Origin of the sequence: Oceanicaulis sp. (genome assembly GCF_965249665.1) — a bacterium.
Classification (GTDB): domain Bacteria; phylum Pseudomonadota; class Alphaproteobacteria; order Caulobacterales; family Maricaulaceae; genus Oceanicaulis.
The window spans coordinates 2,273,389-2,288,846 of sequence record NZ_OZ252247.1 but is presented as its reverse complement, the minus strand read 5'-3'; the positions used below and the strand labels follow the sequence as shown (position 1 = coordinate 2,288,846).

The 15,458-nt window shown below is 60.6% G+C and carries 28 protein-coding genes; 3 read left to right on the top strand and 25 right to left on the bottom strand.

Going from position 1 to position 15,458, the window contains the following annotated elements:
* Positions 1-7 precede the first annotated feature (7 nt).
* Positions 8-523: a GNAT family N-acetyltransferase gene (locus ACP154_RS11020; protein WP_421859238.1), complete on the top strand. Its 516-nt coding sequence runs from the start codon at positions 8-10 to the stop codon at positions 521-523.
* A gap of 157 nt (positions 524-680) precedes the next feature.
* Positions 681-1,079, top strand: coding sequence for a hypothetical protein (locus ACP154_RS11015; RefSeq protein WP_421859241.1), 399 nt, complete (start codon positions 681-683; stop codon positions 1,077-1,079).
* A 9-nt stretch (positions 1,080-1,088) separates the two neighbouring features.
* Here ACP154_RS11015 and ACP154_RS11010 read toward each other — a convergent pair whose 3' ends face one another.
* Positions 1,089-2,477 carry a DegQ family serine endoprotease gene (locus tag ACP154_RS11010; protein WP_421859243.1) on the bottom strand — a complete coding sequence of 463 codons (1,389 nt, stop codon included), beginning with the start codon at positions 2,475-2,477 and terminating at the stop codon, positions 1,089-1,091.
* A gap of 160 nt (positions 2,478-2,637) precedes the next feature.
* Here ACP154_RS11010 and ACP154_RS11005 point away from each other — a divergent pair, with 160 nt between their 5' ends.
* The gene (locus ACP154_RS11005; RefSeq protein ID WP_421859246.1) at positions 2,638-3,156 is read left to right on the top strand and encodes a YkvA family protein; all 519 of its coding nucleotides are present in this window, start codon (positions 2,638-2,640) and stop codon (positions 3,154-3,156) included.
* Between the two features lie 68 nt (positions 3,157-3,224).
* On the opposite strand, the gene rplQ is transcribed toward ACP154_RS11005, so the two are convergent.
* The 24 genes from rplQ to ACP154_RS10885 all read right to left on the bottom strand — a co-directional run bounded on the left by rplQ (position 3,225) and on the right by ACP154_RS10885 (position 15,458).
* Complete coding sequence (gene rplQ, locus ACP154_RS11000; RefSeq protein ID WP_133723085.1) at positions 3,225-3,644, bottom strand: 50S ribosomal protein L17; 420 nt, start codon at positions 3,642-3,644, stop codon at positions 3,225-3,227.
* 47 nt (positions 3,645-3,691) lie between these two features.
* Positions 3,692-4,711 (bottom strand): DNA-directed RNA polymerase subunit alpha, encoded by a 1,020-nt coding sequence (locus ACP154_RS10995; RefSeq protein WP_107713697.1) that lies wholly within the window; start codon positions 4,709-4,711, stop codon positions 3,692-3,694.
* Positions 4,712-4,804: 93 nt separating this feature from the next.
* A complete protein-coding gene (rpsK, locus tag ACP154_RS10990) occupies positions 4,805-5,194 on the bottom strand; it encodes a 30S ribosomal protein S11 (RefSeq protein WP_009801114.1) in 390 nt (129 codons plus the stop codon).
* 12 nt (positions 5,195-5,206) lie between these two features.
* Entirely contained in the window at positions 5,207-5,575 is a 369-nt protein-coding gene (gene rpsM, locus ACP154_RS10985) for a 30S ribosomal protein S13 (protein ID WP_107713003.1), read from the bottom strand.
* A 192-nt stretch (positions 5,576-5,767) separates the two neighbouring features.
* Complete coding sequence (locus ACP154_RS10980; RefSeq protein WP_107713002.1) at positions 5,768-6,331, bottom strand: adenylate kinase; 564 nt, start codon at positions 6,329-6,331, stop codon at positions 5,768-5,770.
* Complete coding sequence (secY, locus tag ACP154_RS10975; RefSeq protein WP_107713001.1) at positions 6,328-7,671, bottom strand: preprotein translocase subunit SecY; 1,344 nt, start codon at positions 7,669-7,671, stop codon at positions 6,328-6,330. The genes ACP154_RS10980 and secY overlap by 4 nt, the downstream gene beginning before the upstream one ends.
* 82 nt (positions 7,672-7,753) lie before the next feature.
* Positions 7,754-8,236: a 50S ribosomal protein L15 gene (gene rplO / locus ACP154_RS10970; protein WP_133723083.1), complete on the bottom strand. Its 483-nt coding sequence runs from the start codon at positions 8,234-8,236 to the stop codon at positions 7,754-7,756.
* Positions 8,237-8,266: 30 nt separating this feature from the next.
* On the bottom strand, positions 8,267-8,461 hold the full coding sequence (rpmD, locus tag ACP154_RS10965) for a 50S ribosomal protein L30 (protein ID WP_107712999.1): 195 nt from the start codon (positions 8,459-8,461) through the stop codon (positions 8,267-8,269).
* 9 nt (positions 8,462-8,470) lie between these two features.
* A complete protein-coding gene (rpsE, locus tag ACP154_RS10960) occupies positions 8,471-9,052 on the bottom strand; it encodes a 30S ribosomal protein S5 (protein ID WP_107712998.1) in 582 nt (193 codons plus the stop codon).
* A gap of 11 nt (positions 9,053-9,063) precedes the next feature.
* Positions 9,064-9,417 (bottom strand): 50S ribosomal protein L18, encoded by a 354-nt coding sequence (rplR, locus tag ACP154_RS10955; protein ID WP_107712997.1) that lies wholly within the window; start codon positions 9,415-9,417, stop codon positions 9,064-9,066.
* Positions 9,418-9,428: 11 nt separating this feature from the next.
* The gene (gene rplF / locus ACP154_RS10950; RefSeq protein WP_107712996.1) at positions 9,429-9,962 is read right to left on the bottom strand and encodes a 50S ribosomal protein L6; all 534 of its coding nucleotides are present in this window, start codon (positions 9,960-9,962) and stop codon (positions 9,429-9,431) included.
* Positions 9,963-9,981: 19 nt separating this feature from the next.
* Positions 9,982-10,380, bottom strand: a complete 399-nt coding sequence (rpsH, locus tag ACP154_RS10945; RefSeq protein ID WP_133723082.1) for a 30S ribosomal protein S8 — start codon at positions 10,378-10,380, stop codon at positions 9,982-9,984.
* Between the two features lie 11 nt (positions 10,381-10,391).
* Entirely contained in the window at positions 10,392-10,697 is a 306-nt protein-coding gene (gene rpsN, locus ACP154_RS10940) for a 30S ribosomal protein S14 (RefSeq protein ID WP_022699730.1), read from the bottom strand.
* 52 nt (positions 10,698-10,749) lie between these two features.
* Entirely contained in the window at positions 10,750-11,310 is a 561-nt protein-coding gene (rplE, locus tag ACP154_RS10935) for a 50S ribosomal protein L5 (protein ID WP_107712994.1), read from the bottom strand.
* Complete coding sequence (gene rplX, locus ACP154_RS10930) at positions 11,303-11,617, bottom strand: 50S ribosomal protein L24 (RefSeq protein WP_022699732.1); 315 nt, start codon at positions 11,615-11,617, stop codon at positions 11,303-11,305. Before rplX ends, rplE begins: the two co-directional genes overlap by 8 nt.
* A 2-nt stretch (positions 11,618-11,619) precedes the next feature.
* Positions 11,620-11,988, bottom strand: a complete 369-nt coding sequence (gene rplN / locus ACP154_RS10925) for a 50S ribosomal protein L14 (RefSeq protein ID WP_022699733.1) — start codon at positions 11,986-11,988, stop codon at positions 11,620-11,622.
* Positions 11,989-12,030: 42 nt separating this feature from the next.
* A complete protein-coding gene (gene rpsQ, locus ACP154_RS10920) occupies positions 12,031-12,267 on the bottom strand; it encodes a 30S ribosomal protein S17 (RefSeq protein WP_107712993.1) in 237 nt (78 codons plus the stop codon).
* Between the two features lie 14 nt (positions 12,268-12,281).
* Positions 12,282-12,476: a 50S ribosomal protein L29 gene (rpmC, locus tag ACP154_RS10915; RefSeq protein ID WP_107712992.1), complete on the bottom strand. Its 195-nt coding sequence runs from the start codon at positions 12,474-12,476 to the stop codon at positions 12,282-12,284.
* 12 nt (positions 12,477-12,488) lie between these two features.
* Complete coding sequence (rplP, locus tag ACP154_RS10910) at positions 12,489-12,902, bottom strand: 50S ribosomal protein L16 (RefSeq protein ID WP_009801130.1); 414 nt, start codon at positions 12,900-12,902, stop codon at positions 12,489-12,491.
* A gap of 21 nt (positions 12,903-12,923) precedes the next feature.
* On the bottom strand, positions 12,924-13,628 hold the full coding sequence (gene rpsC / locus ACP154_RS10905; protein ID WP_107712991.1) for a 30S ribosomal protein S3: 705 nt from the start codon (positions 13,626-13,628) through the stop codon (positions 12,924-12,926).
* The gene (rplV, locus tag ACP154_RS10900) at positions 13,628-14,008 is read right to left on the bottom strand and encodes a 50S ribosomal protein L22 (RefSeq protein WP_022699737.1); all 381 of its coding nucleotides are present in this window, start codon (positions 14,006-14,008) and stop codon (positions 13,628-13,630) included. The genes rpsC and rplV overlap by 1 nt, the downstream gene beginning before the upstream one ends.
* A 3-nt stretch (positions 14,009-14,011) precedes the next feature.
* On the bottom strand, positions 14,012-14,290 hold the full coding sequence (gene rpsS, locus ACP154_RS10895; RefSeq protein WP_022699738.1) for a 30S ribosomal protein S19: 279 nt from the start codon (positions 14,288-14,290) through the stop codon (positions 14,012-14,014).
* A gap of 14 nt (positions 14,291-14,304) precedes the next feature.
* Entirely contained in the window at positions 14,305-15,141 is an 837-nt protein-coding gene (gene rplB, locus ACP154_RS10890; RefSeq protein WP_107712990.1) for a 50S ribosomal protein L2, read from the bottom strand.
* Between the two features lie 23 nt (positions 15,142-15,164).
* Entirely contained in the window at positions 15,165-15,458 is a 294-nt protein-coding gene (locus tag ACP154_RS10885; RefSeq protein ID WP_022699740.1) for a 50S ribosomal protein L23, read from the bottom strand.

The window sequence follows — 15,458 nt, the reverse complement described above, 5'->3', positions numbered from 1 at the left end:
GCACAGTATGGATGCGACCCGAATCACGATCAGCACGCCAGAGGATCAGGACGCGCTTCTGGCGCTCTATCCACGCGCCTTTCCCGATGAAGACCTGACAGGGTTGGTCGCGGCCCTTCTCACTCATCCCGACGTCTTGTCCCTGACCGCCTGGACTGGGCTCAGCATTGCTGGTCATGTCGCTCTGACCCGGTGCGCCGTCACAGGCCACGATGCGCGCGTGGCCCTGTTGGGACCGCTATGCGTGGCGCCGGGCGCGCAGCGCCAGGGTCTGGGCCGCGCCCTCATTGAAGAGGCGGCCCGTCAGCTCGAAGCGGAAGCTGTGAGCGCAATACTGGTGCTGGGCGATCCTGAGTATTACACCCGGCGCGGATTTGATCAGATCAGCCCGATTGAGCCGCCTTATGCGCTCAAGCGTGACTGGCGTGAAGCCTGGCGCATGAGAACGCTGAGCGCTGAGGCGCCACAGCGCGGGACCTTACAGGTTCCCGCACCTTGGGACGCGGCCGAACTCTGGAACTGATCCGCGTCAATCCGATACATGATCGACCACAGAGCCCCGGCCCTGATTGGTGAACAGCGGCATCTTTATACACAGCGGAACACATGCCTGACATGTATCCAAAGTGCGCCCGACTATGCTATTATAAAACATTATCAATTAAGTATGCAGTCATTCCATGCACATCTCAGAAAGTGGACAAGGTCGCGCCACACTGGAGCTGAAAGATTACTTCACAGCCCAGAATGCGCGAGATTTCCTATGCTTTATCAAGACTTGCGGATACGCTCACAGCCTCAAGCTACTCGTTCTCACGGGTCAGTCCCGGTCAAAGCTCAGTCATGCTGAGGCTGCGGCCTTCGGTGCAGGGATCGCTGAACTGCTGTCAGGCGGCTCAGGGCGGATCGCTGTTGTCTATGAGCCGGAGCCAAAGAACAGAGAGCTCGAATACGTGGTCATCGACACCACAATCAGCCTGACGCACCGGATGATCGCCCAATTCACCGATGTCTCAGAAGCCAAGTCATGGCTGGGGTGGGACGGCGCTACGTCTGATCCGCCCACCTCCACACCATGACCCAGTCTGTTACAGCGACAGCGTGCGCGAGAAGCGCTCCCCCTGACGTTCGATTTCAATGGGCCAGGTTTTCTCGCCTTCCAGCTCCCGCAGGATGCGGTTGAGATCGATCAGGGTGTCGATCCGCTCCTCATTGATTGAGAGAATGCGGTCCCCCGGTCGGAACCCGAAATACGCCGCAGCCGAGCGACGTGTCACGCCAGAAACCAGGACTCCATCCATGAAGGGGTCAAGACCGCTTTCTTCATTGAAGGCGGGGCTGAGCTGAACCAGCTCTGCGCCCGCCAGCGGGTTCTCGCCTGAGATATCCATTCTGGCGCCCTCGACCGCACCCGGCGCGGGTTCCGCCTCAACAGTCAACACACGCTCGCGCCCATCGCGCAGCACCGTGAGCGCCGCACGATCGCCGATCATGCGGGTGGCGAAGCGGAAGCGTGCGCCGATCTCGTCATTGACCTCGACGCCGTCCACAGCAATCACCACATCGCCCTGTTCCAGCCCGGCGCGGTCCGCCGCGCCGCCCTCCCACAGGTCAGCGACAATCGCACCGCGCGGACGATCCAGCCCCAGCGAGCTGGCGAGATCCTGAGTGACGGGCTGCAGGCGGGCGCCCAGCCAGGGCCGTATGATCTCGCCATCCACAAGCGCCGCCTCGACGACGGTGCGCACCATTTCAGAAGGAATGGCGAAGCCAATGCCGTTCGACCCGCCCGAGCGTGAGAAGATTGCGGTGTTTACGCCAATCAGCTGGCCGTCCATGTCCACCAGCGCGCCGCCGGAATTGCCGGGATTCACCGCCGCGTCAGTCTGAATGAAGAAGGCGTAGTCGGAAATGCCCACATCGGTGCGCGCCAGGGCGGAGACGATGCCGCTGGTCACCGTCTGCCCCACCCCGAACGGATTGCCGATGGCCAGCACCAGATCGCCGACCTCGCTGTCACCGGCGTCATCATAGGGCAGGACCGGCAATGGCTCGTCCGTGCTGATTTTGAGGACAGCGAGATCCGTCCGCTCGTCCGCCAGCAACAGCTCCGCCTCGTATTCACGCCGGTCAGACAGCACCACACGCAGATCCTGGGCGCCCTGCACCACGTGATTATTGGTGACGATGACGCCGCTGGCGTCCACGATCACGCCCGATCCCAGCGAGTTCACCTCGCGTTCGCGCACTTGCGGGCCGAAAAACCGTTCAAAGAAGGGATCCCCTGCGAAGGGCGTGCGTTGTGCAATGACCCGGCGCGAATAGACGTTCACCACCGCTGGCGCCGCCTGGCGCACCACGGGTGCAAACGATAGCTGAACCTGAGCCTGTGTCTCTGGAACAGCCTGGTCTTGCGCAGAAACGGGCGTGATGAGCGCAGCGCTTGCTGCGAGCGCGAGGGACAGGGTTCGGATCATGGAGCAATCTCCTCAGGGTAAGCCTGTAATGACAAAGCAAATGTCAGACCGATTTAAGGTGGCGGACAGGGCCTGAACAGAGGCTGAGCGATTACGATTTCGCAAGTTCGACACACATGTCGTCAGAAATTGGGCTAAACTGTTCGGGAAGGGAAACATCATGCGCCACACGATCGACCGGCTGATTTTCCGCCGCGGCAAAGGCGAAAAGGCGCTGTCCAAAATTCAGCGCAAGGCCGAAGCGGCCTACACCCCCCTCTACCGTGAAGGCCGCACTTCAGCGCTCGACCGGGCGGAAGAGCTGGCGCGCCAGAGGGTCGCTGAAGCCGCTGAGATGACGGAAGCTGAATTTGAGCATGATGAAGCCAAGGTCGAAGCCGGCTTCTGGCCCAAGGTTCAGCGGGTCGCCCGGCAAATTCCGTTTCTTGAGGACCTTGTGGCCGCCTATTACGCCATGCGCGACCCCGACACGCCGCTTCAGGTGCGCGCCGCCCTCGCCCTGGGCCTGCTCTATTTTCTATGGATTTTCGACATCATCCCCGATTTTCTCGGCTTCGTCGGATACGCCGACGATGGCACGGTACTGACCACCATCATCTTGCAAGTGGGCGGCGCGATTACGGACGCCCACCGCGCCAAGGCGCGCGAGGCGCTGGGCATGGCTCCAGACCGGCCCTGAGCCCTGATCGGAATGCAAAAAGCCCCGCTCTGATGAGCGGGGCTTTTCAGATCGTCAGGTGTGAAGACCTAGTCTTCAGCAGCCTCGGTCGCCTCTTCGCGCGCACGGTCGGCGGCGCCTTTGGCGGACGGATCGCGATCAACCAGCTCGATCACAGCCATCGGGGCGTTATCGCCATGACGGAAACCGGCTTTCAGAACGCGGGTGTAGCCACCCTGACGTTCCTGATAGCGCGGGCCGAGGGCTTCAAACAGCTTGGCCACCTGATCCTTGTTGCGGATCTTAGAGATCGCCTGACGGCGAGCATGCAGATCACCGCGTTTGGCCAGGGTGATGAGCTTGTCCATGATCGGCTTGAGCTCTTTGGCCTTCGGCAGCGTGGTGACGATTTGTTCGTGCTCGATCAGCGACGCGGCCATGTTGGCGAACATGGCGCGACGGTGGGTCGAGGTGCGGTTAAGCTTGCGGTGGGCGACGCCATGACGCATCGGTGTTCTCCTTCAATCCCGGTTAGGGACGCCTCGCGGCGTTCCTCCTAGATTTGATCCTCATATTTTTTGGCGAGATCTTCGATGTTCTCCGGCGGCCAGTTCGGCGCGTCCATGCCCAGATGCAGACCCATCTGTGCGAGAACTTCCTTGATCTCGTTGAGCGATTTGCGACCGAAGTTCGGGGTGCGGAGCATTTCCGCCTCGGACTTCTGAATGAGGTCGCCGATATAGACGATGTTGTCGTTCTTCAGGCAATTCGCCGAACGCACGGACAGTTCCAACTCGTCCACCTTCTTGAGCAGGGCCGGGTTGAAGTCCAGTTCGGGTTTGTCGTCTTCGGCCGCGCGGGCTTCGGACGGCTCTTCAAAGTTCACGAAAATCTGGAACTGGTCCTGAAGGATGCGCGCAGCGTACGCCACAGCGTCTTCAGGGGTCACAGCGCCATTGGTTTCAACTTCGAGGATCAGCTTGTCATAGTCGAGCACCTGGCCCTCACGCGTGTTTTCCACGCGGTAGGCCACGCGCTTGACCGGGCTGTACAGCGCATCCACGCCGATAAGGCCGATCGGGGCGTCTTCAGGACGATTGCGATCCGCCGGGACATAGCCCTTGCCGGTATTCACGGTCAGGACCATGCGCACGTCCGCATCCTCGTCGAGGGTGCAGATGACGTGATCCTTGTTGATGATCTCGACGTCGGCGGTCTCTTCGATGTCCGCGGCGGTCACTTCGCCCGGACCCTGTTTTTTCAGGGTCAGACGTTTGGGACCTTCGCCATGCATGCGCAGAGCGACCTGCTTGAGGTTCAGAATGATGTCGGTGACATCTTCACGCACGCCCTTGATGGACGAGAACTCGTGCAGCACGGAATCAATCTGCACGGCCGTGATCGACGCGCCCTGCAGCGAGGACAGCAGAATACGGCGCAGCGCATTACCCAAGGTCATGCCAAAACCGCGCTCGAGCGGCTCAGCAATGATTTTGGCTTGGCGCACCGGATCAAAGCCAGGTTGAATTTCCGGCTTCATCGGGCGGATCAGTTCCTGCCAGTTCTTCTCAATCACGGACATCACCCCTTCAGGCGTGCGGCGCGACAGTCGAGGGGACTGCGCGCCGGACCAAAGTCGTCAATCAACGCAAAACGGCGTCGATTGAATTTAGACGCGGCGGCGCTTCGGCGGGCGGCAGCCATTGTGCGGAATCGAGGTCACGTCGTGGATCGTCGTGATCGTGAAACCGACAGACTGCAGTGCGCGCAGCGCAGACTCACGGCCCGAACCTGGACCAGAGACTTTCACTTCCAGCGTCTTCACACCGTGCTCTTGCGCTTTACGGCCTGCATCTTCAGCAGCGACCTGCGCAGCATACGGCGTGGATTTACGCGAGCCCTTGAACCCCATGGCGCCAGCCGAAGACCAGGAAATCGCATTTCCCTGCGCATCGGTGATGGTGATCATGGTGTTGTTGAAGCTGGCGTTCACGTGTGCGACGCCGGCCGTGATATTCTTGCGCTCGCGGCGGCGGACGCGGGACGGTTCTTTTGCCATTACCCTGCTTCCTTACTTCTTCTTGCCGGCGATCGGCTTGGCCGGGCCTTTACGGGTGCGCGCATTGGTGTGCGTGCGCTGGCCACGGACCGGAAGGCCGCGGCGATGACGCAGACCACGATAGCAACCCAGGTCCATCAGACGCTTTACATTCACCGCAACTTCGCGGCGCAGATCGCCTTCAACGGTGTAGCCAGCATCGATGGCTTCACGGATCTGCAAAATCTCTGCGTCGGTGAGCTGGCTCACACGTTTTTCGGCGGGAATTCCCACCTTGTCACAAATTTCCGTCGCCATAGCCGGGCCAATGCCGTGGATATAGCGCAGCGCGATCGTGACGCGCTTGTTAGTCGGAATGTTGACGCCGGCGATACGTGCCACGACGCTCTCCTTGTCTCATCAGCCTTCGCACAGAAGACGGCGAAAGAGCGCAACCGGTATGGCGGCGCTTGTTTCGACATCTGCCCCTGCGAGCGAAGGGCGCTTATTATAGGCGCTCACCGATCACGTCAACCGCGAGAGGAAGCCACCCGTCCTGTTTTTCCAGACCGTACTGGTCTGAAAGCTGCTCTTTTATTGGCCGAGCGCAGCTGCAATGCGTGCAGCCACCTCGTCCATCTCGCCCATGCCGTCCACATCAGACAGTTTGCCCTGCCCCTCATAATAGGGAATCAGCGGCGCGGTCTGGGCGTTGTAATTCTCAAGCCGCACTTTGAACGCCTCGACAGTGTCGTCGGCGCGGCCCTCTTCAGCGGCGCGTTTTTCCATACGCGTCACCAGCTCGTCCTGGTCCACCACCAGCCGCAAGACCGTGTCGATCTGCGTGCCGCGCGATTGCAGGAGTTCGTCCAGCGCTTCGGCCTGAGCCACGGTGCGCGGGAAACCGTCGAAAATGGCGCCGCCGGCGATATCAGCTTCCGGCAGACGTTCCTCGATCAGTGCGATCACGATGTCATCGGAAACCAGGTCGCCCCGGTCCATGATCCCTTTGACCTTGCGGCCCAGTTCGGTGCCAGCTGCGATAGAAGCGCGCAGCATGTCGCCGGTGGACAGCTGCAGCCATCCGTAATCAGCGACCAGACGTTTGGCTTGCGTGCCCTTGCCCGCGCCAGGCGGGCCGAACATGACCAGGTTCATCTCTTGCGCCCCTTCAGCTTGGTCTTCTTGATCAGGCCTTCATACTGGTGGGCCAGCAGATGGGACTGGATCTGACCAACAGTATCAAGCGTCACCGACACCACGATGAGCAGCGAGGTGCCGCCAATGTAGACCGGGATGCCAGGAACTTGCGCTTTCAGGAACTCGGGGAAAACACAGACCAAAGTCAAATAGGCCGCCCCGATGACAGTCAGACGCGAGAGCACATAGTCAAGATATTCCGCGGTTCGCTTACCAGGACGAATGCCCGGCAGGAAGCCACCATATTTCTTCAGATTGTCCGCCGTGTCTTCCGGATTGAAGACAAGCGAGGTGTAGAAAAAGGTGAAGAAAATGATGAGCGAGGCATAGAACGCCAGGAACAGAGGCTGCCCGGGGCCAAGCAGGGCCACAATCGTGGTCATCCACTCAGGACCGCTGGAGGAGAACCCTTGCAAGGTCGCCGGCAGCAAGAGCAGAGACGATGCGAAGATCGCCGGGATCACGCCCGCTGTGTTCAGCTTAAGCGGCAGGAAGCTTGATTCACCGCCCATCATGCGGTTGCCCACCTGACGTTTGGGATACTGGATCAGCAGACGACGCTGGCTGCGCTCCATGAACACCACGAAAGCCAGCACGACGATGATGCCGATCAGCATGGCGATGATGACGCCGCCCGGAATAGCGCCGGAGGCCCCCTGTTGCAACGCATTGACCAGCGCGCGGGGCAGCTCGGCCACAATGCCGGCGAAGATGATCAGGGACACGCCATTGCCCACGCCGCGCGCGGTGATCTGCTCACCCAGCCACAGCAGGAACATGGTGCCGCCGACAAGCGTCGTGACGGTGGTGATCAGGAAGAACGGACCCGGATTGATGGCGATGGACGCCCCGTCGGTCACAGTCTGCATGCCAATGGCGATGGCGAACGCCTGGGCGCCGGCCAGCACCACGGTCAGATAGCGGGTATATTGGTTGATCTGTTTGCGACCGGCCTCACCGCCCTCTTTCTTCAGGCGCTCAAGCGACGGCACAGTGGCCGACATGAGCTGCATGATGATCGAGGCCGAGATATACGGCATCACGTTCAGCGCGAAGATCGCCATGCGCTCCACGGCGCCGCCGGACATCATGTTGAACATGCCCAGCACGCCCTGGCTTTGCTGCTGGAACGCCAGCGCAAACTGCGAGGGGTCGATGCCCGGCACAGGCACAAACGTGCCGATACGGTAGATGACCAGGACCAGGAGCGTGAACAGAATGCGCTTCTGCAGCTCCTTCGCTTGGGCGAACGCCCCGAAATTCATGTTCTGGGCGAGCTGTTCAGCGGCTGACGCCATATCGGTCGGATGCTCCCTGAGAAAGCCCTCAAAGCGCGGAGGGACCGCCTCCAGTTAGGAAGCGGTCCGTCTCAACGCTAGCTTATTCGGACTGGTCTTTGGCGGATTTGGCGGTGACGGTGACTTTGCCGCCGGCCTTTTCCACAGCTTCGATCGCCGGCTTGGAGCCGCCAGCAACCGTCAGGTCCAGTTTTGCGGTCAGATCACCGCCGCCAATCACCCGCACGCCATCCTTGGCGCGGCGAATGACGCCAGCTTTGATCAGGGCGGCGGCGTCGACGGGCGCTTTCGCGTCCAGCTTGCCGGCGTCCACAGCCGTTTGCAGGCGGCCCAGGGTCACTTCAGCGAACGCCAAACGGTTCGGCTTGTTAAAGCCGCGCTTGGGCAGACGTTGATAGAGCGGCATCTGACCGCCCTCAAAGCCCTTGATGGCGACACCCGAGCGAGACTTCTGGCCTTTAACGCCGCGTCCGCCGGTTTTGCCTTTGCCAGAGCCGATGCCACGGCCGACACGCGTACGCGATTTGGTCGCGCCGTCGTTATCGCGCAGTTCATTCAAGCGCATCGTTTCTCTCCTTGGTGAGAGGGCGCGGGATTAACCGCGCTCCTCCACGATCTCAACCATGTGGGCGACCTTGCGGATCATGCCCCGCACGGACGGGGTGTCCTCAAGCTCGCGCTCGCGGCCGATCCGGCCCAGGCCCAGACCCTTCAGGGTCGCGCCTTGGTCCTTCGGACGGCGGATGGGGCTGCCGGTTTGGCGCACCACCAGGGTTTTTTGTTCAGCCATGCGTCCCTCCTAGGATTCGATGGCTTCAGGTGAGCTGGCGCCATCTTGGCGACGCTCAACCAGATCAGCGACCTTGATGCCACGTTTGGCGGCCACCGAACGCGGGCTGTTCTGGGCTTTGAGAGCCTCGAACGTTGCGCGAACCATGTTGTACGGGTTGGACGAACCGGTCGATTTGGCGACCACGTCCTGAACGCCCAGCGATTCCAGCACCGCACGCATGGGACCGCCGGCGATGACGCCGGTGCCCGGAGGGGCGGAGCGCAGGATCACCTTGCCGGCGCCCCAACGACCTTTTGCATCATGGTGCAGAGTGCGGCCTTCACGCAGCGGCACGCGCACCATCATCTTCTTGGCTTCTTCGGTCGCCTTGCGGATGGCCTCAGGCACTTCACGCGCCTTGCCCTGTCCAAAGCCGACACGGCCCTTCTGGTCACCAACCACCGCGAGCGCGGCGAACTGGAAGTTCCGGCCGCCTTTCACGGTTTTGGCGACGCGGTTGATCTGGACCAGCTTGTCGACCAGTTCCGGTTCGCCGTTATCGTCGTCCCGGCGGCGGCGATCGCGGCCGCGATTGTCTTCTCGTGCCATGCGTTCGCTCCTTAGAAGTTCAGACCGCCCTCGCGAGCGGCGTCTGCGAGCGCTTTAACACGCCCGTGGAAGATGTAACCGCCGCGGTCGAACACCACGTCGATCAGACCTTTTTCCTTCGCCCGTTCTGCGACGCGCTTGCCAACTTCGGCAGCCGCTTCGACACCGTTCGAAGAGATCTTGGAATCTTTCTCCAAAGTGGAGGCCGACACCAGGGTCACGCCGTTCGCATCGTCGATGATCTGGGCGTAAATATTCTTTGAGGAACGGAACACCGACAAACGCGGTCGTCCATTGCCCATTTTGCGGAGCCGGGTGCGCGTGCGCTGAGCGCGGCGCCGCATGGTTTCTGCAGCATTTTTCATCGCCTGGCCCCTTACTTCTTCTTGCCTTCCTTACGACGGACATATTCGTCGGAATACTTCACGCCTTTGCCTTTGTAAGGCTCGGGCGGACGGAATTCACGAATTTCCGCCGCGGTCTGACCCACGGTTTGGGCGTCGGCGCCCTCAATGGTGATCTCGGTCGGTTTCGGCGTCGCAATCTTGACGCCCTCACGCGGCGTGTAGATCACGTCGTGCGAGAAACCGAGCGAAAGCTTCAGATCCGAGCCCTGCATTTGGGCGCGGTAACCAACACCGACCAGTTCAAGGTTCTTGGAGAAGCCCTGAGTGACGCCCTGCACCATGTTTTTGATGCGGGCGCGCGCGGTGCCGTACATGGCTTTCGCGAATTTCGTGCTGTCAGCCATTTCGACCGTAATGGCGTTGTCCTCTTGCTTGAGGCGCACGCATGCGGGCGCTTCAAAGCTGAGTTCGCCTTTCGGGCCTTTGACCGACACCTGGCCGCCAGAGATGTTGGCGGTGACCCCGGTGGGGATTTCGACAGGCAGTTTGCCTAGACGCGACATGGTTCTAGCCTCCCTGTCTCTAGCTGACGTGGCAAAGAATTTCGCCGCCGACGTTCTTGGAGCGCGCCAGTGCATCGCTCATAACGCCTTGCGGAGTCGAAATGATTGCAATGCCCAGACCGTTCATCACGAGCGGCAGATCGCGCACCTTGCGGTATTCGCGACGGCCCGGCTTGGACACGCGTTTGATGTCGGAGATCACCGGCTGGCCTTCATGGTATTTCAGTTCGATTTCGAACTGGCTGAAGCCTTTGGCGTCGGTGGTCTCGGTGTAACCGCGGATGAAGCCCTCTTCCAGGAGCACTTCGAGCACGCGGCCACGAAGCTTGGAAGACGGGGTCACCACACTGGTCCGCTTGCGCATCAGCGCGTTACGGATGCGGGTCAGCATATCGCCGAGAGGATCGTTCACGGACATTTAAATCCCTCCTACCAGCTCGACTTGACCATGCCCGGGATAAGCCCGTGGCTGGCCAGCTGACGCAGCGCAATACGCGACATCTTGAGCTTGCGGTAATAAGCGCGCGGGCGACCGGTCACCTGGCATCGATTGCGGATGCGGGTCGGCGCCGAGTTGCGCGGCAACGAAGCCAGTTTCAGCTGCGCTGCAAAGCGCTCTTCCACCGGCTTGTCCGTGTCACGTGCGATCGCCTTCAGCGCTTCACGCTTGGCAGCGAAACGCTGAGCCAGGCGTTGGCGCTTGAGATTGCGTTCGACTGCACTCTTCTTAGCCATTCAGTTTATCTCCTCGCGTGCGAGACCCTCACGGTCCCGCTCTCCTGCTGCGTTAGTTCGAAAACGGAAAATCGAACTCGGCCAGCAGGGCCTTCGCTTCTTCATTGGTGTTGGCCGTGGTGCAGACGACAATGTCCATACCGCGGATTTTCTCGACCTTGTCGTAATCGATCTCGGGGAACACGATGTGCTCTTTCAAGCCCATCGCATAATTGCCCCGGCCGTCAAAGCTTTTGCCGTTCAGACCGCGGAAGTCGCGGACGCGCGGCAGAGCGATGGTCACCAGACGATCAAGGAATTCGAACATGCGATCCTTGCGAAGGGTGACTTTGGCGCCGATCATCTGATCTTCGCGCAGCTTGAAGCCGGCGATGGAATTCTTGGCTACCGTGCCGACCGGCTTCTGGCCGGCGATCAGTTCGAGATCTGCGAGCGCGCCACGGATTTTCTTGGAATCCTGAGCGGCTTCGCCGACGCCCATATTGATCACGACCTTATCCAGGCGCGGGATCATCATGTCATTCGCGTAACCGAACTTTTCCTTCAGAGTCGCGCGGATTTCCTCGCGATACTTCGTCTTCAGGCGCGGTTCGTATGTAGCAACGTCAGCCATCGATCACCTCACCGGATTTCTTGGCCACGCGCACCTTCTTGCCGTCTTCGATCTTGAAGCCCACACGGGTGGCTTCACCAGATTTCGGATCGGCCAGAGCCACGTTGGACACGTGGATGGACGCGTTTTTCTCAACAATACCGCCCGGGGCCGTTTGGGTCGCGCGCTGGTGGCGCTTGACCACGTTGACGCCCGACACCACCACACGGTCTTCTTTGGGAAGAACCTGGGTGACCTCGCCGGTCTTACCTTTGTCGCGACCGGTCAGAACGATGACCTTGTCGCCTTTTTTGATCTTCGCAGCCATGGTTACAGGACCTCCGGCGCGAGGGAGACGATCTTCATGTGGCTCTTGGCGCGCAGTTCACGAGGAACCGGGCCAAAGATCCGGGTGCCGACCGGCTCGTTGTTGGTGTTCAAGATCACAGCCGCGTTGCCGTCGAAACGGATGACGCTGCCGTCGCGACGCTTGATGTCGCGAGCGGTGCGCACGACGACGGCCTTGCGGACGTCGCCCTTCTTAACGCGGCCCTTGGGCGTGGCTTCCTTGACCGAGACGACAATGATGTCGCCAACGCCTGCGTAGCGGCGTTTTGCGCCGCCCAGTACTTTGATGCACTGCACGCGGCGGGCCCCGGAATTGTCGGCCACGTCCAGATTGGTTTGCATCTGGATCATCGCTAATCCTCCGTAATCAGTGGATCTTCCACCGGGCCAGGCTTACGCCTGCTCGGAGACGATCTCCCACCGCTTCAGCTTCGACTTCGGCGAGCACTCCTGGATTTGGACGCGCTCACCCACTTTGATCGCGCCCGTCTCGTCGTGGGCGTGATATTTCTTCGTACGGCGTACGGTTTTACGCAGCAGGGGGTGCAGGAAGGTGCGCTCAACGCGCACGATCACGGTTTTTTCCTGCTTGTCGCTCACCACGACGCCTTGAAGGATGCGCTTCGGCATGGACCCAAGCCCCCTTAATTTTCAAGCGCGCGGCGGCGCTGATCCGTTTTGACCCGGGCGATATCCCGGCGGATCTGCTTAAAGCGCGCAGTGTTTTCCAGCTGGCCGGTAGCCTGTTGGAAACGCAGGTTGAACTGTTCTTTTTTCAGCTTGAGGAGTTCGTCCTGAAGCTGATCGTCGCTAAACGCGCGGACGTCTTCGGCTTTCATTCTTCCCTCCTCTTACTCACCCGGACGGGTGACGACTTTGGTCTTGATCGGAAGCTTGGCTGCGCCAAGGCGCAGGGCTTCACGAGCGACATCATCCGGAACACCGTCAATCTCGAAGATGATCCGGCCAGGCTTGACTTTAGCCACCCAGTATTCGGGTGAGCCTTTACCTTTACCCATCCGGACTTCGGTCGGCTTCTTGGAGACCGGCAGGTCCGGGAACACCCGGATCCAGACGCGGCCAGCCCGTTTCATGTGACGGGTGATGGCGCGACGGGTCGCCTCGATCTGACGGGCGGTGATCCGCTCCGGCTCGACCGCTTTCAGGCCATAGGACCCAAAGGTCAGCGTGAAGCCGCCTTTGGCCTGACCGTGAATGCGGCCTTTGTGCGCCTTGCGGAATTTGGTGCGCTTCGGCTGAAGCATGGTTCTACTCCCTCGTTCCGCTTACGCCGCTTGGCGGCCAGAGCGTGCGCGCTGCTCGCCAGAGTCGAGCATGCGGCGCTCTTGCGCCATCGGGTCATGTTCCATGATCTCGCCTTTGTAGATCCAGACCTTGATGCCGATGATGCCCATCGCGGTCTTGGCTTCAGCGAAACCATAGTCGATGTCCGCACGCAGGGTGTGCAGCGGAACCGAACCTTCAGAATACTTTTCAACGCGCGCGATCTCGGCGCCGCCCAGACGGCCGCCGCACATGATCTTGCAGCCCAGTGCGCCCATGCGCATGGCGGTCTGCAGAGAGCGCTTCATGGCGCGGCGGAAAGCCACGCGGCGCTCGAGCTGCTGAGCCACGCTCTCGGCGACCAGGGTCGCGTCGACTTCCGGCTTGCGAACTTCGACCAGGTTGAGGAAAACTTCCCCATCAACCATTTTCGAGACCTTGCGGCGCAGTTTTTCGATGTCCGCACCTTTTTTACCGATCACGACACCCGGACGCGCCGTGTAGATCGTGATGCGGCATTTCTTGTGCGGGCGCTCGATGATGATGCGCGACACAGACGCGTTCTTGAGTTCCTTTTTCAGGAATTCACGAATGCGCAGATCTTCGTGCAGCAGGTCCGCATACTCGTCGCCTTTGGCGAACCAGCGCGATTCCCACGTGCGGTTGATGCCGACGCGAAGGCCGATCGGATTAACCTTCTGACCCATTAGGCGGCCTCCTCAACTTCGCGCACGACGATCGTCAGCTCGGAAAACGGCTTCAGGATCTTGGCGCCGCGACCACGCGCACGGGCGCGGAAGCGTTTCATGACCAGGTTCTTGCCCACATAGGCCTCGGACACGACAAGCGAGTCGATGTCCAGACCGTGGTTGTTTTCCGCGTTGGCGATGGCGCTCTCGAGCACCTTCTTGACGTCGGCGGAATGACGCTTGCGCGAAAATTCCAGGTCAGCCAGAGCGCGTTCAACCTTTTTGCCACGGATCAACTGGGCGATCAGGTTGAGCTTCTGCGGGCTGATGCGAAGCATGCGCAGCTTTGCGCGAGCTTCGTTGTCCGCGACGCGGCGGGGATTTGCAGCCTTGCCCATCGCTTACTTCCTCTTGGCTTTCTTGTCCGCCGCGTGGCCGTAATAGGTCCGCGTCGGAGCGAATTCGCCCAACTTGTGACCGACCATCTCTTCGGAGACGAGAACCGGAATGAATTTGTTGCCGTTGTGGACCTGGAAGGTCAGACCCACAAACTGCGGCATGATCGTCGAGCGACGCGACCAGGTTTTGATCGCCTGCTTGCGGCCGGCATCATGAGCAGCATCGGCTTTCTTCAGGAGGTATCCGTCGACAAACGGACCTTTCCAGACAGAACGAGGCATGGCGCAGCCGTCCCTTAGCGTTTCTTGCGCTCGTGGCGCGAGCGAATGATGAATTTATCGGTGGATTTGTTCGACCGGGTTTTACGACCCTTGGTCGGTTTGCCCCACGGGGTGACCGGGTGACGACCGCCCGAGGTGCGACCTTCGCCGCCGCCATGGGGGTGATCCACCGGGTTCATGGCCACACCGCGAACCGCCGGGCGTTTGCCCATGTGGCGCTTGCGGCCGGCTTTACCCAGATTGGTATTCAAATGGTCAGAGTTCGACACAGCGCCGACAGTGGCCATACAATCTTGATGGACCATGCGTAGCTCACCGCTCATCAGGCGAACCTGAGCGTAACCTGCGTCACGTCCCACCAGCTGAGCATAGGCGCCGGCGGAGCGGGCCACTTGGCCGCCCTTGAGCGGCTTGAGCTCAACATTGTGGATGATGGTGCCGACCGGCATGCTCTTGAGCGGCATTGCATTGCCCGGCTTCACGTCAACGCGCTCGCCCGCGACGACGGTGTCGCCGGCAGACAGACGCTGCGGAGCCAAGATGTAAGCCAGCTCGCCGTCTTCGTACTTGATCAGTGCGATGAAGGCGGTGCGGTTCGGGTCGTATTCCAGACGCTCAACGGTCGCCGGAACATCAAACTTGCGACGTTTGAAGTCGATGACGCGATAGAGCTTCTTGGCGCCGCCGCCGCGACGACGCGACGTGATGCGACCGGTGTTGTTACGACCGCCGGATTTGTGCAGACCCTCGACGAGCGTCTTCTCGGGGCGACCCGAATGCAGCCCGGATTTGTCCACCAGCACGAGTGCGCGGCGGCCAGGCGAGGTCGGCTTGAAAGTCTTCAGAGCCATGGTTCTCTCTCCTCTGCCCGCGCTTACAGGCCGGTGCTGACGTCGATGGAGTGGCCCTCTTCAAGGGTCACAACCGCCTTTTTGACGTCATCACGTTTGCCCGCAATGCCGCGGAAACGTTTGGTTTTGCCTTTTTGAACGAGTGTGTTCACGGCCTTCACTTTGACCTTGAACAGCTCCTCGATCGCCTCGGCGATTTCTTTCTTGTTCGCAGACAGCGGCACACGGAACACGACCTTGTTCTCTTCAGAGAGAATGGTCGCCTTCTCGGTGATCACCGGCGACAGAATGGTGTCGTAATGGCGAGCAGCGGGCAT

Bases quoted from the DNA above. Each gene is read 5' to 3' on its own strand.
- rplN (WP_022699733.1), bottom strand. From the start codon at position 11,988: ATGATCCAGATGCAAACCAATCTGGACGTGGCCGACAATTCCGGGGCC.
- rplE (WP_107712994.1), bottom strand. From the start codon at position 11,310: ATGGCTGACGTTGCTACATACGAACCGCGCCTGAAGACGAAGTATCGC.
- rplR (WP_107712997.1), bottom strand. From the start codon at position 9,417: ATGAAAAATGCTGCAGAAACCATGCGGCGCCGCGCTCAGCGCACGCGC.
- rpsQ (WP_107712993.1), bottom strand. From the start codon at position 12,267: ATGCCGAAGCGCATCCTTCAAGGCGTCGTGGTGAGCGACAAGCAGGAA.
- rplP (WP_009801130.1), bottom strand. From the start codon at position 12,902: ATGCTTCAGCCGAAGCGCACCAAATTCCGCAAGGCGCACAAAGGCCGC.
- secY (WP_107713001.1), bottom strand. From the start codon at position 7,671: ATGGCGTCAGCCGCTGAACAGCTCGCCCAGAACATGAATTTCGGGGCG.
- rplX (WP_022699732.1), bottom strand. From the start codon at position 11,617: ATGGCTGCGAAGATCAAAAAAGGCGACAAGGTCATCGTTCTGACCGGT.
- rpsE (WP_107712998.1), bottom strand. From the start codon at position 9,052: ATGGCACGAGAAGACAATCGCGGCCGCGATCGCCGCCGCCGGGACGAC.
- rpsC (WP_107712991.1), bottom strand. From the start codon at position 13,628: ATGGGTCAGAAGGTTAATCCGATCGGCCTTCGCGTCGGCATCAACCGC.
- rplF (WP_107712996.1), bottom strand. From the start codon at position 9,962: ATGTCGCGTCTAGGCAAACTGCCTGTCGAAATCCCCACCGGGGTCACC.
- rpsN (WP_022699730.1), bottom strand. From the start codon at position 10,697: ATGGCTAAGAAGAGTGCAGTCGAACGCAATCTCAAGCGCCAACGCCTG.
- ACP154_RS11010 (WP_421859243.1), bottom strand. From the start codon at position 2,477: ATGATCCGAACCCTGTCCCTCGCGCTCGCAGCAAGCGCTGCGCTCATC.
- ACP154_RS11020 (WP_421859238.1), top strand. From the start codon at position 8: ATGGATGCGACCCGAATCACGATCAGCACGCCAGAGGATCAGGACGCG.
- rplO (WP_133723083.1), bottom strand. From the start codon at position 8,236: ATGCGCTTGAATGAACTGCGCGATAACGACGGCGCGACCAAATCGCGT.
- rpmC (WP_107712992.1), bottom strand. From the start codon at position 12,476: ATGAAAGCCGAAGACGTCCGCGCGTTTAGCGACGATCAGCTTCAGGAC.
- ACP154_RS11015 (WP_421859241.1), top strand. From the start codon at position 681: ATGCACATCTCAGAAAGTGGACAAGGTCGCGCCACACTGGAGCTGAAA.
- rpsS (WP_022699738.1), bottom strand. From the start codon at position 14,290: ATGCCTCGTTCTGTCTGGAAAGGTCCGTTTGTCGACGGATACCTCCTG.
- rpsK (WP_009801114.1), bottom strand. From the start codon at position 5,194: ATGGCAAAAGAACCGTCCCGCGTCCGCCGCCGCGAGCGCAAGAATATC.
- ACP154_RS11005 (WP_421859246.1), top strand. From the start codon at position 2,638: ATGCGCCACACGATCGACCGGCTGATTTTCCGCCGCGGCAAAGGCGAA.
- rplB (WP_107712990.1), bottom strand. From the start codon at position 15,141: ATGGCTCTGAAGACTTTCAAGCCGACCTCGCCTGGCCGCCGCGCACTC.
- rplV (WP_022699737.1), bottom strand. From the start codon at position 14,008: ATGGGCAAGGCTGCAAATCCCCGCCGCGTCGCGGACAACGAAGCTCGC.
- ACP154_RS10980 (WP_107713002.1), bottom strand. From the start codon at position 6,331: ATGAACCTGGTCATGTTCGGCCCGCCTGGCGCGGGCAAGGGCACGCAA.
- rpmD (WP_107712999.1), bottom strand. From the start codon at position 8,461: ATGGCTGAACAAAAAACCCTGGTGGTGCGCCAAACCGGCAGCCCCATC.
- rplQ (WP_133723085.1), bottom strand. From the start codon at position 3,644: ATGCGTCATGGCGTCGCCCACCGCAAGCTTAACCGCACCTCGACCCAC.
- ACP154_RS10885 (WP_022699740.1), bottom strand. From the start codon at position 15,458: ATGCCCGCTGCTCGCCATTACGACACCATTCTGTCGCCGGTGATCACC.
- rpsH (WP_133723082.1), bottom strand. From the start codon at position 10,380: ATGTCCGTGAACGATCCTCTCGGCGATATGCTGACCCGCATCCGTAAC.